The 15679-nt window shown below is 38.7% G+C and carries 7 protein-coding genes; all 7 read right to left on the bottom strand.

Annotated elements, in window-relative coordinates; translation table 11 throughout:
• Positions 1-23: 23 nt before the first annotated feature.
• On the bottom strand, positions 24-401 hold the full coding sequence (gene cdiI, locus AC5LXV_RS05795) for a ribonuclease toxin immunity protein CdiI (protein ID WP_110424027.1): 378 nt from the start codon (positions 399-401) through the stop codon (positions 24-26).
• Positions 398-1651, bottom strand: coding sequence for a CdiA family toxin C-terminal domain-containing protein (locus AC5LXV_RS05790; RefSeq protein WP_493467624.1), 1254 nt, complete (start codon positions 1649-1651; stop codon positions 398-400). Before AC5LXV_RS05790 ends, cdiI begins: the two co-directional genes overlap by 4 nt.
• 418 nt (positions 1652-2069) lie before the next feature.
• Positions 2070-2306, bottom strand: coding sequence for a hypothetical protein (locus AC5LXV_RS05785; RefSeq protein ID WP_493467623.1), 237 nt, complete (start codon positions 2304-2306; stop codon positions 2070-2072).
• A complete protein-coding gene (locus tag AC5LXV_RS05780; RefSeq protein WP_493467622.1) occupies positions 2303-3559 on the bottom strand; it encodes a glycohydrolase toxin TNT-related protein in 1257 nt (418 codons plus the stop codon). The genes AC5LXV_RS05785 and AC5LXV_RS05780 overlap by 4 nt, the downstream gene beginning before the upstream one ends.
• 66 nt (positions 3560-3625) lie before the next feature.
• Positions 3626-4219 carry a hypothetical protein gene (locus AC5LXV_RS05775; protein WP_493467621.1) on the bottom strand — a complete coding sequence of 198 codons (594 nt, stop codon included), beginning with the start codon at positions 4217-4219 and terminating at the stop codon, positions 3626-3628.
• A gap of 236 nt (positions 4220-4455) precedes the next feature.
• On the bottom strand, positions 4456-4926 hold the full coding sequence (locus AC5LXV_RS05770; RefSeq protein WP_086362887.1) for a hypothetical protein: 471 nt from the start codon (positions 4924-4926) through the stop codon (positions 4456-4458).
• Between the two features lie 20 nt (positions 4927-4946).
• Entirely contained in the window at positions 4947-15572 is a 10626-nt protein-coding gene (locus AC5LXV_RS05765) for a two-partner secretion domain-containing protein (RefSeq protein WP_493467620.1), read from the bottom strand.
• Between the last annotated feature and the right edge of the window lie 107 nt (positions 15573-15679).

Genomic DNA, 15679 nt, shown 5'->3' with positions numbered 1-15679 from the left:
TTTAAGCTGGGATCATTCACTACTTATGAATAACGCTCTCTTAGCTTCGACATATAGTGCTCTATTGATGCCTTATCCTTAGGGTGGGCGTCAATATAACTATCCGATATTACTTGCATAAGTTCAACAAAGTGTTGAGGCGTTAACTCAGAACTATCCATTTCACCAACATAAAAATCTACGTTCTTAAAATCATCAGGGCTATCATAATCTTGGTCTAAGGCATATCCTAATCCTTCATGCACATCACAACCGATACCTCTTGATGCATCATATATAAATTGTAGAAAATTCATCTTTTCTTCGTTATACATTGTTTCAAGTAAATAATATAAATCTACTCCACCGTTTTCGATAATATATTTTTCAACTTTACTTAACCATTCTATTTTATTGCTCATTTAGAATTCCTTGGAGGCATTGTCATATAAGCATTACTCACCTTTCCTGTTTTTGCATCTCTTGTTACCTGAAACCAATAACCATCAACTTTTACTGAATATTCTCTCTTGTTTGGATTTGATAAAAAATAACTTTCTGATTGCTTTGCCGCCTTATTTGACATATCAGCTACTTTTGAATCCGATAGTATAGCCGGATCATAAGTTGTTTTTGCCGCTTCTTTCTTATACCCTACAATCTGACCTGCATTTGGATCATTTCCGGCTTTAGCTGGAAGCTGATATTGGTACTCAATTAAACTAGGGTAATTTTTATCTGTAACTTTGAGATTAATTTTAGCTCCTAATATTTCGGCTGACTCTAAAAAAGCATCTTGTTTATGAGCTCCGGAGATATTATCTTTCTTTTTATTTAGCACACCAAGTTGAGTGTTATGTTGAGTTACATCAGCTATAAAGTTATTTGATGTTAACTGATTAGTAGCCCCAGCCGTCCCCTTTCCAGCATTCCCCAAGCCTTTCTCATTTACTACATGCTCATCAAAATTACTGCTTTTATTAGCCTGTTGATTTGCTGCATGATTATTATTTATATTATCCTTTATTTCTTTATAATTTCCACCACCTTGTTGAACGTTTTCTTTTCCATATACTGATTCAAAATAATCTTTATCTAATTTTCCCGTTATATTACTAGTTTTACTTTCATTGGCCGTTGATAATTTACTTCCTTTTAATGCTCTATTTATTATAGGTAAAGCAAAATGCCTTTCCAAACCATTAATCATCATCATTATTGCAATGGTTCTACCAGCCATTATTTCAGCTTCTTCATCACTGTAACCAAAACTTTTAAAACTTACTACATATCCATTATAAATAGCACGGAATTCATTTGCTGCTGATGATGTTTTGTTTAATCTGGTCTGCTCATCCTCTTTATTAAAGATTGGTTTGAGTTTGCTATGGGCATTTTCGGTATCATGACTGAGTTCATTGATATCTTGTGTTTGTTTATCTTGGTCTCGAATGATTAACTCACCGTCACTGATTGCCGCATGGGTAATATTCGAAGCTTCATCGTTGTGGTCATAAATGGTTGGTTGACCACTGGTTGGTGATAGACCATTACCAACAACTTTTCTAATAGATTGATTATATTTTAGATAATAGTTATTTTCAGTTGGTTTATTGAAGTGTATTTGTAAAGATAAATGGAAATATGTACATTTGGTAGCACATATTTCCACATGGACATTTTGAAATTTTTTAGCTCAAGTTAATAAAACTGTTTTATGTTTTTTGCTTTGGTTATGTGTATGAAGGATGTGTGTAACTTTTTTGATTGAATATTCGATACCCTATGTAAAAACTAGTAACGCTCATTTTTCAAGTTTCTGTGTAGATTAAGTTAGAACTAATATACTCACATCTAATTTCTTTTATTGACACAAAATATTCATTAACAAAAGGAAATTACGGCTGAGTGAACTCAGATTCACTACAGATAAGTCTATCTCTATTAACACTAAAAAGATAAGCTAATTTTTTAACTTGATAAGTAAATCTCAGAATTGATAAATAGTTAAACCAGTTCTGCGATAGGGCTCGCAGAACTGAAAGTTCATAAAATACATTCCATTATTGTACGTACTATTCAGTTTTCAATTAATTAGTCCAATTGTAGTTTCTTTTCAGTATTGCATAGAATTCGCTACAAACTTCATCTTCTGAATTAAAATCACCTATATAGTTTTTACTACCACGATCATTGTGAATTAATAGCCATTTTTCATTATCTTGAACAATACAAAGACAATCACCATCTTTGATTCCATCAAGACTATATGACATATGGGGAACTTTTTTAGCATCTAAAATTTTTTTTAATTCATTTCTATTCATTGTTTTATCACCTCTTTTATGTAACCATTATCTAAATACCATTTCACAGGTTTTGGTAACTTATATTGCGTTCCCTGACCTGGTTGACCAAACCATGGTAAAACTTTACTTTGTGATACATCTTCTATTGGTTTTATTATTTCATAAACTTTATAAGGTTTCTCTAATGAAGATGAAGGTATTGCTCGTTGTTCAAAAGCTATACCTTCTGGGGATATATAGTAACCAGTATCATATCCATATCTATCAACCGTTGCTCCTGGTTTAAGCGTGACTTTTTCAATTGGTCCATAAGCTCCACTATTTGGTGGCCATATACCTAAATCTTCTTGAACCTTACCTTCTAATTTATTATATTCACCAAAAGAACTAGTATCATTACCTTTTTGGATTTCTGTTATATTTTCTATTACCTTGTCTTTAGTTTCTTTATAATCACCAAATCCTTGCTCAACATTATTTTTACCATACTGATTTTCAAAATATTCTTTGTCTAATTTGTTAACATCAGATAATGCCTCATCCAATTTACCTGCTTTATTAGCATCTGAAATAACTTTATCTGATTTATTGATAAGTTTTTCTGTTTTACCTACATTTCCCAATCCTTTAGACGGTGTAATTACACTAATTAAAAATGCTGCTGAATTCTCAAGGGCTATCTGATCACCATTAGCAGCTTTAACAAAATTATCTTTAATCGCATCCCATGCTTGGCCGTTAATGATCGCATTTACGGCGTTTGCCACGGTTTGATCTGCTTTTCTCAAGTCGTTCAATGCGGTATCACAATAATTAACCCCCACGGCACAACTACTTAATGCAAGAACACCATCAAGAACAGTATCTGCAGCACCAGCACCAAGATCGACCGTATCACCATAAGCAGTCAGTGCACCATTGATGATTTGTGAAATCGTATTTTCACCAAGAGTTTCTCTAAGTTTATCTTTATAATAATCAATACTGCCTTTATGTTTTTCACGCCACCAGTCCATTGATTCTGTATTATTTTCCACCGCATTTTTACTACTACTAATAGCCGCACTGGCATCACCAAAATTACCACCGCCAGCAGCTACTGCCAGACCGGACGCTAGTTGAGATAATGCACTGATGGTTTGTTTTTCTTCTTCGGTTAAATCTTTGACTTCTTTGCCATACAGTTGTTTGCGGATGATATCTGCCGCAACTTCACCCACCACAGCACCGGCTCCACCAGATAATGCTGAGTTGCCTTGTAGTTCAGCCACTACCGCACCAAGTATTGCATGGGCAACTAACCTCGCGGTTTCGTTATCACCGGCTTGTATCTTTATCTACTCAGCTAACCATGGTGAACTGGCGCCAGCAAGGCCGCCGGTCATATCGCCGGTGATAATGCCGGTAATAATTGATACGGCTGAGTCAACGCCTTTACTAAAGTCATTGCCCATTTTGCCATCTTGTGAGTCTTTACCGGCATCTTTATGAATAGTGCGTTCGAGCTCTTTAACCTGTTCGCCTAACTCTTTTAAGCTAGTGACAATGTTTAATCTGGTCTGCTCATCTTCTTTATTAAAGATTGGTTTGAGTTTGCTATGGGCATTTTCGGTATCATGACTGAGTTCATTAATATCTTGTGTTTGTTTATCTTGGTCACGAATGATTAACTCACCGTCACTGATTGCCGCATGGGTAATATTCGAGGCTTCATCGTTATGGTCATAAATGGTTGGTTGACCACTGGTTGGTGAAAAACCGCCACTATCCTGTCCTTTACTTACCCCAACAGAGCCAGAGATGCTGCTGACATCATATTCCGCTTTGTTCTCAATATCAGTAAAGCCAATAGTGCCGGTATCTAAGCGATTTTTTGACGGGTCAGCTTTTGAGGCTATCACCGCGCCATTTAATTGGGTATGTTCGCCCACGGTAATATCATAACCACCACTGCCAGCAACATCCCTAATTGGTAATTATATTTTTTAGATAATGGTTATTTCGAGTTGGTTTATTGAAGTGTTTTTGTAAAGATAAATGGAAAGATGCACATTTGATAGCACATCTTTCCATATGACATTTTAAATTTTTCAATTCAAGTTGATAAAACTGCTTTATATTTTATAACAAGCTAAATTATCAAGTTCTGAAAAACTTAATTATAAATTTATTCACAGATGATTTCATAAAGTGTATCTGGTGGGGCTTGATATTTTGCAAAATCAGCATGAATAACGTCTCGCATTTCAGCGAACTTTATTTTTTTTATGGTTTCTATTTGATCGCATTCATTTATAGAAACTACCATTTTTGATGCATGGGTAATTTTAATCATGTCAATCAATGTATTAATGAGTATATCTAAGCGTTCCTTAGGATCCGGAGGAAAACCAATATCTATATTTGGTGCATATTCATCATAACTGGTTAAATAAGTAGAATTAGGATAACCGGGAACATCGCCGATTAAAAAAGTAAATATATTATCATTGGGAATTAAATAGTCAGGATAATTAATTAACCAATCTTTAGAGATTTTTTCTATTCCCAATTGACTATTTTTTATATAGTCAGATAAGTTACTTAATTTATTCTCATTTAATATTGGTTCTATATAACCACAAACAAAGCTAGACATATTAACTCTCCTTTTTAGTATTATTTATCTAAAATCCAATCACCTATAGGTTTACCATCTTTATCAATTCTTCTATAAAACCTTTTACCTTTATATATGTTACCATTATAATTATAATATGTTTGTTTATGTTCATGAGGTACAACCCGTCCATCTGAACCTATTCCCATTTGTCCGTGAGGAGTAAGTTGACCATAATCTTCTCTTGAGAACCAATTACCTTTTTCATCATAATAAGTAATACTTCTAGAACCATCTGCCCTTGATACCTCATAAATGGAATTTGGTGTTGATGTTTTAGGTGCTTTACCTGATGATACAATTATATGGTCAGTAACAGGTTTATTGGTTGCTGGATTAATAATTGGAGTTGACGACGTATTTTCTGTTTGCCTGCTAGCATTTACCTCTCGTTCTTTATTAACATGCTCTCTAAAGTTAGAAGATTCTCGAGCTTTTCCACTAGCATCAACATTGGCCTCGACATTACCTTTAACCTTATTGGTATTTGGTTGCGTAAAATGTATTATTTTAATTGCGTTAATTATCGAGACAATATTTTTTATTTGTATTTGATTTATCCCGGCCTCTAAAAGATTACTTAAATCACCTTCTGTTATTGCGTCGCTAGTTCCATAAACAAGTCCAAAAAGTGGAATATTATATAAAAGAGCCTTTCTTTGCTCATCCGTTAACGGTTCAAAGTTGGAAGCTAAACCTGCATCTAATGATTTTTGAAAAGTACAATTTGGTTCTCCCATACAATCTTCATAGATTTGATTCATAGTTTCAAATCTGTCAACCACACCTTGCTGAAAACTGAATCCATTAGTACCATTAGAAACAAAAAAGTTATTCTCAACCGCATTTTTACTACTATTAATAGCAGCGCCAGCATCACCAACACTACCGCCACCGGCAGCTACTGCCAGACCTGCTGCTAATTGCGATAGTGCGCTGATGGTTTGTTTTTCTTCTTCGGTTAAATCTTTGACGTCTTTGCCATACAGTTGTTTGCGGATGATATCTGCTGCAACTTCACCGGCCACTGCACCGGCTCCACCAGCAAGTCCTGAGTTGCCTTGTAGCTCAGCGACTACTGCGCCAAGTATTGCATGAGCAATTAAGTTGCTGGCAATATCATCGGTTTGCCATTTACCGTCTTTATCTAGATGCCCGGTGTGCAGTTTTATCTGCTCAGCTAGCCATGGCGCACTGGCGCCAGCTAAGCCGCCGGTTATATCGCCGGTGATAATGCCGGTAATAATGGCGGTAGCCGTGTCTATGCCTTTACTGACATCACTGCCCATGGTACCGATATTGTTACCTTTTTGCTTATTTGCTTCTAACTGTGTATCAACAGCCGCGTAATACCAATAATCCTGATTATCCGTATAAAATTTTTCAAAGGAAATTTTTGCCTTGTCTTCATCGCTTAAATCATTATATTGTTTCAAAGCTTCTGCTTTGGATAGAAGTTCCTTATTGTTTTCGATATCTTTTTGTGCCTGTATTCGGTCATACTTTTGTGTGATGCTTTTTGCTTGTTGGGCGATATCTTTTATTAGCTCAACGGTTTCTATTTTATCCAGCTCTTTTTGCTTATCAAAAATCTGTTTTAATGGATTATTGGCACTTTCGGTGTCTCGACTTAAATCAGCAATATTTTGTTGTTGCTTATCTTGATTACGGATGATTAATTGACCTTGCTCTACCGCGGATTTGGTAGTGCTCGATGCTGAATCACTGTTTTGGTAAGCTGTCGGCATACCCGGACCGCCGGTACCGCCACTGACCGATACATGCGTAACGTTAAAGTCGGCTTTGTTTTCGATATCACTAAAGCTTATTGTGCCGGTATCGAGTCTGTTTTTGCGGATATCGTCTGCCTCAGAGGCAATCACCGCCCCTTTTAAGTCAGTGTTATTGCCCACCGTGATATCATATCCGCCTTTGCCGGCAAATATGCCCGACTGGTCGGTGACACTTGCCCATTTGCTGTCAATATTGGTTGCCGATAATGAGCCGTTGGCACTAAAACCACCAAAGCCGGCTGTTCCACTTACCGAAGCACTGATTTTTTCATAGTCATAATCATCCGTATCTTGCAGTGATTGGATATTTAAGTTATTGCCAACATTCATTTTAACGCTGTCGCCTTTAAGCTGACCGCCGATAATGTTAACATCATTACCCGTTTTGATATTTAGGTTATTTTTCGCCTCTATAATACTTTCAGTCCATGCACTGCCATCCGCATTTTCCCGTTCACGACTGAAGTTACCATTAGCTTTGAAGCGGAAACCACTTTCATCACCCCCAAATTGTAGCTGTATACCAACGCCGCCACCGTAGCTTTTTTCATCACGGTCACTGTGCTGGGTATTGACCGCACCAATCACATTGACATCGTGATTAGCGGTCAGGTTGATATCATTGCCGGCTTTAACTTCACTGCCTTTTAAGGTGATATCGCCACCTTGTTGATTTTTATCTCCGCTGGCAATGATATGAATATTTCGACCGGCTGAAACCCCACTGCTAATTACATTATGTTGTTCCTCATTAACTTCACGCTCAGTACGTTGCGTACCAACCATCGCACTTATACCGATTGATGCCTGTGATTGTCCTTGCTGATTTTTCAATTGCAAATCTTCAATCGCTTCAATGGCACTTAAGGCTGATTTAATCGATTGCAGGGCGAGTATTTTGTCGTTATCTTGATGTTTCGCGTGTTTAACCGCTTGTGCCGCTTCATACATATCGGCAGCCGTTCCGGTTAATGCCACGGTTAACCCCGATTTTTCGTATTTATACTCTTCTTTATAGGTGGTTTTGGCATCTAACGCTTCGATATTAACATTTTCACCTTGTAACTTAATATCTTGTTTAGCGATAACGTCACTGCCTTTAATCGCAATATCTTTCCCTGCTTGAATATTGACACTACCATCGGTGCTACCCACCACACTACCAACATAGGCTTGCTCAGTATCAGTTTGTTTTAGGTTTTCTTTTTCTTTACCTATCGTAAAGCCAATACCACCACTGCCCATTAGCCCCGATTTTTTCTTAATCGTTTGCTCTTTGCGGTAATAGGACTCTTCCGCCGCATCAATCTTAATATCGTTGCCGGCTTTTAAGTTGACGTCATTGGTGCCCACCACTTGGCTGCCGGTCACTGATAGATTGTTACCGGCATTTATTGTTACGCTATCACCATAAAGTTCACTGCCTTTTTGTTTGTTGTTGTCAATAATCGTTCGAGTTTTTTCACTGCTACTTTTCAAGAATCCTTTCGTTTTGCTTTTATGAAATTCATCTAAATCAAAGTGCTCTTGGGACGCTTCAATGCTGATATCGTTTCCTGCTTGTAAGCCGAGATGACCACCGGCAGTTATCCCAACCGTTTTAGCTTTAATATCATTACCTGCTACCAGCTGAATATTGTTGGCCGCCATAATTTCAGTGCCGACCACGCCTTTTTCATCTGTTCTGCGATAATCTTTTTTGCTAGTAATATCAAATTTTTCTTCAATATCGGCAGTGGTTAATCCAATATCATGCCCGGCCTGTAACCATGTAGTTCCCTCTTTACCGCTGTTAACGATATAACCCGCCTTAGCATTAATATCATGCCCAGCATTAATCACAATATTGCCATTGTTGACTTGAATTGTGCTCGCCTGATCGATATTGGTCAGCAGATTTCGCTCGCGGGTTTGTGTGCGGGTGCTTGATAATAAATTGATATCGTTATCGGCGGATAGGTAAACTAATTTGTCACCGACTAATTTGCCATAGTTAATAATGTCATTTTGGGCATCAATTTCAACGCGACCACCATAAATCGTCCCTTTATTGGTCACATTATAGCCATCTAATAGGGCATCTTGTTTGGCCGCGATTAATCCAGTGTTATTGAGTTGTTCACCTTTGACAAAAACATTATCACCGGCAATCACCGCCCCATCAGTACCTAATTGCGGGCGGTTTACGATGTAAACTTGGGGCACTAATACCTCGGTTGGTTGACCGTTAACCATAACCGTTTTTTTCACCAACAAGACGATATCGGTTGTTAATGCGCGCATTTGTTCGCCGGTTAACTCAAGTCCGATGGCAATGCCAAATTCTTGAGCAAAACTGACCCCAGCATCCATTAATGCCTGATACTGTTCAAGGTCAGATTGATAACCTTGTAAATAACGGTGACCGGTTAAACCAACAATTTGTTGTTGAATAAGTTGTTGTTCATAGTAACCATCTCCTAACCGTTTTAATACTGAATCAGGATCAGCCGTTAAACGCTTAAGCATATAATCAGAGCTTAACCATTTTTTACGATTAGTAAAACGCGGATCAGTTTCAACAAGATAATTTTTGTTGGTATCTTTATTCACAATCCATAAACTATTGTCCGGTAAGGTTAAGTTTGGCTCATAGACACTAATGGTTTTGCTCGGCGTGATATCATTACTCACTTGCGGTACCGACTCATTAGTTGCGCTATGCTGACGCTCTTGATTAGTCAGATCTTCTTCAATATTGGTATCAGGTTTGGACTCAATGGTAGTAATTGAGCCTTGCGGATGGTAAGCATCGGCTTTGATTTTCGTTTTATCCGATTGATTTGAATTAATGGCAATACTTTGCGTTGAAACCACTTTCGCTTGTTGGCTAAGGGTATCATTGACCGTTTTATCCACCGCAACAGAGTTGTGGCTGTTTTCCACATTAACTTCACTGCGTGGTTGCTCGGTCAGTTGTGTTTTTTCAAATATTTGATGATCGACAATATTTTTATTTAAGGCATTATCAATAAAAATTTCATCGGGTTTTGTATAGTCACCTTTATCTTGAAATGAATATTTATCTTGCTTTAACCTTTTATGCAGATAAACTTTGCCTGAATAAACATATTTAGTTATCGCTTCTTGAGATTGATTATTCAATTGAGCGGCATTAATATTGACAGTTTTGCCGGCAACTATTTTACTGTCTTGATTATTGATGGTTTGTCCACGAATAATTACATTACCCGCAGCACTGATTTTGCTGGGGTCTGTCTCTAATATAACCGTACGATATGTATGTTTAATGACATTATATTCCCATGAATCTCCCTGACCATTTACACCTTTAGAGGGAACACTCATGCGTTGCAAGCGGCCTGTGTGTCTTAAATGCTCAGGAATATCCTTCCACCAATAATAACATCTATGATGATGGCCATTACTTTGGCAAGCTACACCGGGCATATATTTTGTATGGATACGATATGTCACTTCATCAGGTGAATATTTTATTTGACCATCCCCGGCTGAAGTTTGGAAGTAGGTTTCGGTTTCAGGTGGTTCATCACTTTTACGCATTTCAGTGACAATATGGTCATTGATATTGTTAAGTTGATTGGCCGCAATAGATAAATCACCATGCGCTTCAATGGTGGCCGAGTGATTATTGATTTGCTTGGCCATGCCTGTCACATTCCAGTTTTCATCAAGGCCGCCACCAATAATAAAATTCCCTAAACTGAGTAATTGTGCATGAGTGTAATTATTTAAGGTCTCCACACCTAAATGGAAGTTTTGCCGGGCGGCAATCACCGGCGCGAGGTTGTTTTTTGCTAAGTTATTTAACCAGTTGGCATGAATGGCTAAGTTATCGGCATAAATCCGACCACCGCCTAAGTTATCGAGTTTATTGGTTCGCATCACGGCGGTGGTTGCATCAATTAACCCGTGATTTGTCACATTTTGGTGTTTTAACGCCAGATATTCAGCACTAATTTCCGCTTGTTGCTCATTGGTTAACTGCTGGCTCTCTAAGGAAACTTGCTTACCTGCGGTGATTTTATTTTTGTTGATGATGTCGTTTTGTGTGCGAATCGACAGATGTCCGTTGGCTGACAATTGCGTTTCATTAACAAACGTCTCTTCTAAATCAAGCGATAAATTGTTTTTACTCTGAATGTTTCCATTACCACGATATGCTTTCGTTTTTAAATAGATATCATTGGCCAGTAACTGCCCTTGCGTGTTATCAAAATGTTGGGCATCAATAATGAGTTTTTCATTAGCGGTGAGTTTGCTATGTTGATTATTCAAATTGGGACTGGTCAGTACGATGTCGTTAGCCAGATATTCCGCTTGTTGATTGTTAAGCGAGCCGGCTTTGACGTCAATTAACCCATTGGTTTTTAATGACGCCAATTGATTATCTACATCGGCTGAATTTAATAAAATAGCCCGATTAGTGAGCAAGTTAGCATGTGAGTTATTGATATGATTGCTCGCTTGCATATCAATTACGCCATTTGCCGTTAGCTGCGCATCACGATTATCTAAACTATCGGTTGCCGTTAGTTTGATATCTTGTTCCGATAAAATGGTCGCTTGCTGATTATTTTGCGCCACTGCCTGAAGCGTAAGATTACCTTTAGCCTGCAATTGAGCCTGCTGGTTATTAATCTGCTGGGCATTAATATTGAGTGCTTTTTCAGTTAGAATATTCGCGTGTTGGTTATCAATATATTGGCTATTAAGGATTAAATCCCCTTTGGAAAAGAGTTGCGCCTGCTGATTATTCAGCTGCCCGCTGGTGATATTAAGCCCTTTTTCCCCCGCCAAAAGTAACGCTGATTCATTATTTAACTGATTGGCTTTTACGGTGATTTGTGACTGAGACTGCAACGATGCTTTGCTATTATTCAGTGTGTCAGCCTGAATATCAATAGCATTTTCAGCAACCAAAATCGCATTATTATTATCCATTTGCTGGCTGTTAATGGTGATGGCCTGGTCGGCTTTGATAGTGCCTTCACGATTATTTAACTCGTCGGCAACCAGCGTGACCGATTGATTACTGAATAATTTTCCCTGGCTGTTATCAAGCTTATCAGCATCAATGGTTATAGTTTCTTTTGCACTAAGCACGGCCTGCTGATTGTCAATTTGCTTAGCATGAATCTTGAGTGATTGATGACTGGCTAATTGAGCGGCAATATTGGCGAACTGCTGCGCATTAATGCTGATGGCTTTTTTAGCTACCCATATGGCTTTATTATTGTTAAGTGTTATGGCGCTGACGTTGATATTCCCCTCTGCGCCTATTTCACTCTCAGTTGTATCTATCGTGTCAGCGTGTATGGAGATGTCTTGGTCACTGATGAGTGAGGCGTTATTATTCTTTACGGTTTGTGCGGTAATATCAATATTCCCTAAACTGTAAATGTCTGATGCTGAGCTATTAAGTGTGTTAGCTTTAAGCTGCATCTGCCCCAGTGATGTTAACTGAGCATCTTGCAATGATAATTGCTGGTCACCGGTAATATTCATTTTGCCTTTGCTGGCAATGGTTGCGTTATTCAGGGCGGCTTGTTGGCTGCTGAAAGTGAAATCCCCTTCAGTCACATAATTGGCCCGGTCACTGTCAGCGGATTGCGTTTGGATATCAATCCCTTGTTTAGCTTTGATTTCACTATCTTCATTATTGAAAATTTGGCTTATGAGGTTTATTTTACCGCCGGAAAAAAAGGCACTATATTGGTTATCAAGACGATGGGCATTGATATCAATAGATTGATTGCCGGAAAACTGGGCATGGGTATTGCTCATCTCATCAGCCTGAATATTGATACCCTGTTCGCTGATAAGCAAAGCATTATCATTGCTTAATTGATGTTGAGCATGAATGTCTATGCCGGCTTTGCTCTGCATCTGCGTAGCGTGATTATCAATGTTAGTAGCATCAATAATCAGCCCACCCTCGGTTAACCATGCTGCGTCACGATTATTGAATTGCTCAGCAGTAATATCGATATTTTGTTTGGCTTCAATGGTTGCGTTTTGGTTATTAAACTGTTTAGCAAACAGCGAAATGGCCCCTTCACTTAACCAACTGCCGTTTTGGTTATTTAGCGCATTAACATGCATGCCCATTCCCAATTTGGCATACATCATCGAGCTTGCGCTTTCAGCCTGCCCCGCCACAACCGTTAATATCTGATTCGTCACCAGTTGAGCCCGGTTAAATGCGGCAAAAGCTAACGCTTGAATAGTTAAATCGTTGGCAGATTTGATAACCGCATCATCGGCTTTAAGATTGGTTGCCGATAGCTGAATTTGGCCGTTAGATAAAATTTCACTATGGTTTAATTGCTGCTGCGCACCTTTTAAGGTAATGTCCCCCTTAGCACCGATAGTGGCATTACTCAGGTCAATGTTGTCACTGTCAATAACCATTTGCTGACCTGAATATAAACTAGCGGCGTGTGCAGCAAGTTGCTCGGCTACGTTTAAATTCAGCCCTTGCTCAGCCTGTAATACCCCGTTATGATTACTCAATTGTTTGCTATCAATGGATAACGTCTGGTCAGAAATTAACTGACCATTATCGTTATTCATCGTTAAGGCACGTATGGCTAATTGGCCTTTGGCGATAAGGGTACTGAATTGATTATCAAATAATCCGTTAATAGTAATATTGGTGTGATTACCGCTTTGCCATGTTGCTTGTTGGTTTTGTAAGTTATCACCGGTAAAGGTTAAATCTCGACCACTAATTAAGTGGGCATAGTTGTTATTTAACGAGGTAAACTGGTAGTTAATTGTACCAACAGCATTGATTTTGCTCGATTGGTTGTCGATGTGATTGGCGGTTACGTTGATATCATTATTCGTTAACCAATTTGATTGCTGACTTTGTAGCGCATCAGCAGTAATATCAATATTATTTAACGCCCTGATTTGTGAATGATTTAACTGTAAATTATTCGCCTTGAGTGATAGTGCACCGGTGGTGATGAGTTTAAGATGTTGTGCATAATAGTTATTGGCATTTATAGCAATTGACTGTTTCGCTTGTAAATCAGCCTGATTTGTCGATAACGTTTGGCCGTTAACCTGTAAGGTTTGCTCGGTAACCAGTGCAAGTTCATCCGCATTTACCTTATCCCCAGACAGCAAAATAGCACCTTTAGCACTCAATGTGGCTTTTTGCAGCGCAATATCATTGGCATCAATGGTTAATTTGCCGTTAGTTAAGAGGTTCGCTTCCTGACTTTGTACCTGGTTTGCCTTGAGGTTAATATCTTCTTGCGCAATAAAGGTACCCTTGTTATTGGTTAATTTATCCGTTACTAAGGTAATGCCTTTTTGGGTTTGCAAGGTGGCATGGGAGGTATCAATTGCGGCGGAGTGATTTAAATTAAGTTGTTGCTCGGTTTGTAATTGCGCCGATTTAAGTGAAAGTTGCTCACTGTTGAGTTTTATCTCGTGTGCGTAAGTTTGGCTATTATCCAGATTAACACTCTGCTTGGCATTTAAAGCTAATTTTTGACTGGCTTTATTTTGTCCATTTAAGGCAATCTTGTTGGCATCAGCTTCAATATTGCCAGCTTGGGTTAGTTTACCTTGCGTATCAACCCCAGCGATGATAGCACTTTTTTGGCTACTATTAATCTGCTTGGCATTAAGTTTTATATCATTTTTCGCCATTAATGTGCCATCATTACTGATGGTTTTACCACTACTTAAGGTGACTTTTTGTTTACTGTAAATCTGTTTTTGATTGTCAATATCATTCCGACTACGCAGCTCGATATCTTGCTGAGCCTGTATGGCACCACGGTTGGTGATTTTACCATCTGCACTAATACTAAGCGTACTTACACTGGCGCCCAATTCACCCGCATTATGCACCCCAACCCCTTTTTCGGTCCCCACCATTCGGATGGCGCCGGCATACATGCCGCCTAGCTGTGATACATCAATTGAGACTTCTGGTTTGTCATGCTCACCACTATCTGCCAATGGGGTGATGGTTTTACCATCCTGACTGACCTGATTTTTACCGGTGACCACATTAAGTTCATTCGCCCAAATCGCTGAATTGACCGATACCGTACGGGAAATCAAGTCTGTATAACTTTGCCCGGTGCTATCAAGCCCTTTACCGGTGACCACTATCTGACCTTGCTCGACCCGATAACCAGTTAATTCGCCATTTTGCATGATAGGCTTACCGGTCGTTAACGTTGAACGACTGGCATTAATAAATCCACAACCATTACAGGTTATCCCCGAGGGGTTAGCGATAACCACCTGCGCCTTTTGCCCGGCCACTTCAATCACCCCATTTAATTGGCTAGGGTTGCGTGAATTAACTTCATTTAAGATGATTTTTGCCGGACCACTACTTTTTAAAAACTCATTACCTTGCACATAACCGGCAATTTGTGTCTGACTTATTTTGCCGTTGTTATTTAATATCGCCCCTCTCTCCGATACATCAAATTGCCGGTATTTATTGTGTGATACCCCTTTACTGTTGGGCGTTTGGATATTGACCTGCGTGATACCATTGGCTGTTGAAATAACCTGTGGCCGTTGGTTTTTAGCCGCCTGATTGTCCGCAACAATATCACTGCCGTATGCCGGTAAGCTAAGCGTGACAAAGCCTAAAGATAATGAAACGAATAAGGTTATGGGTTTAAGCGTGGAAAAGCGCCCTTTAACCGTGAGCGGTTTTTCATCGGTTGCAGCTTTTTGATGACCTTTGCTGGTGGTGGCTATTTCTGCAACCACCATTTGCATACCACGTTTTTTATTAAAAATGACACGATATAAATTCTTATTCATAACCTATTCCTTACTGACTTTATACTTCTTATTTTTACTTGATATTCGGTATAGCTAATTGTTAGGACTTACTTTATTTTTAGAAATCTATTGCTGCAGATTGCTTT

This window comes from Gilliamella sp. LMG 34359, assembly GCF_984569085.1.
The sequence above is the reverse complement of the archived record's forward strand: the minus strand, read 5'-3'. Positions and strand labels throughout refer to the sequence as shown.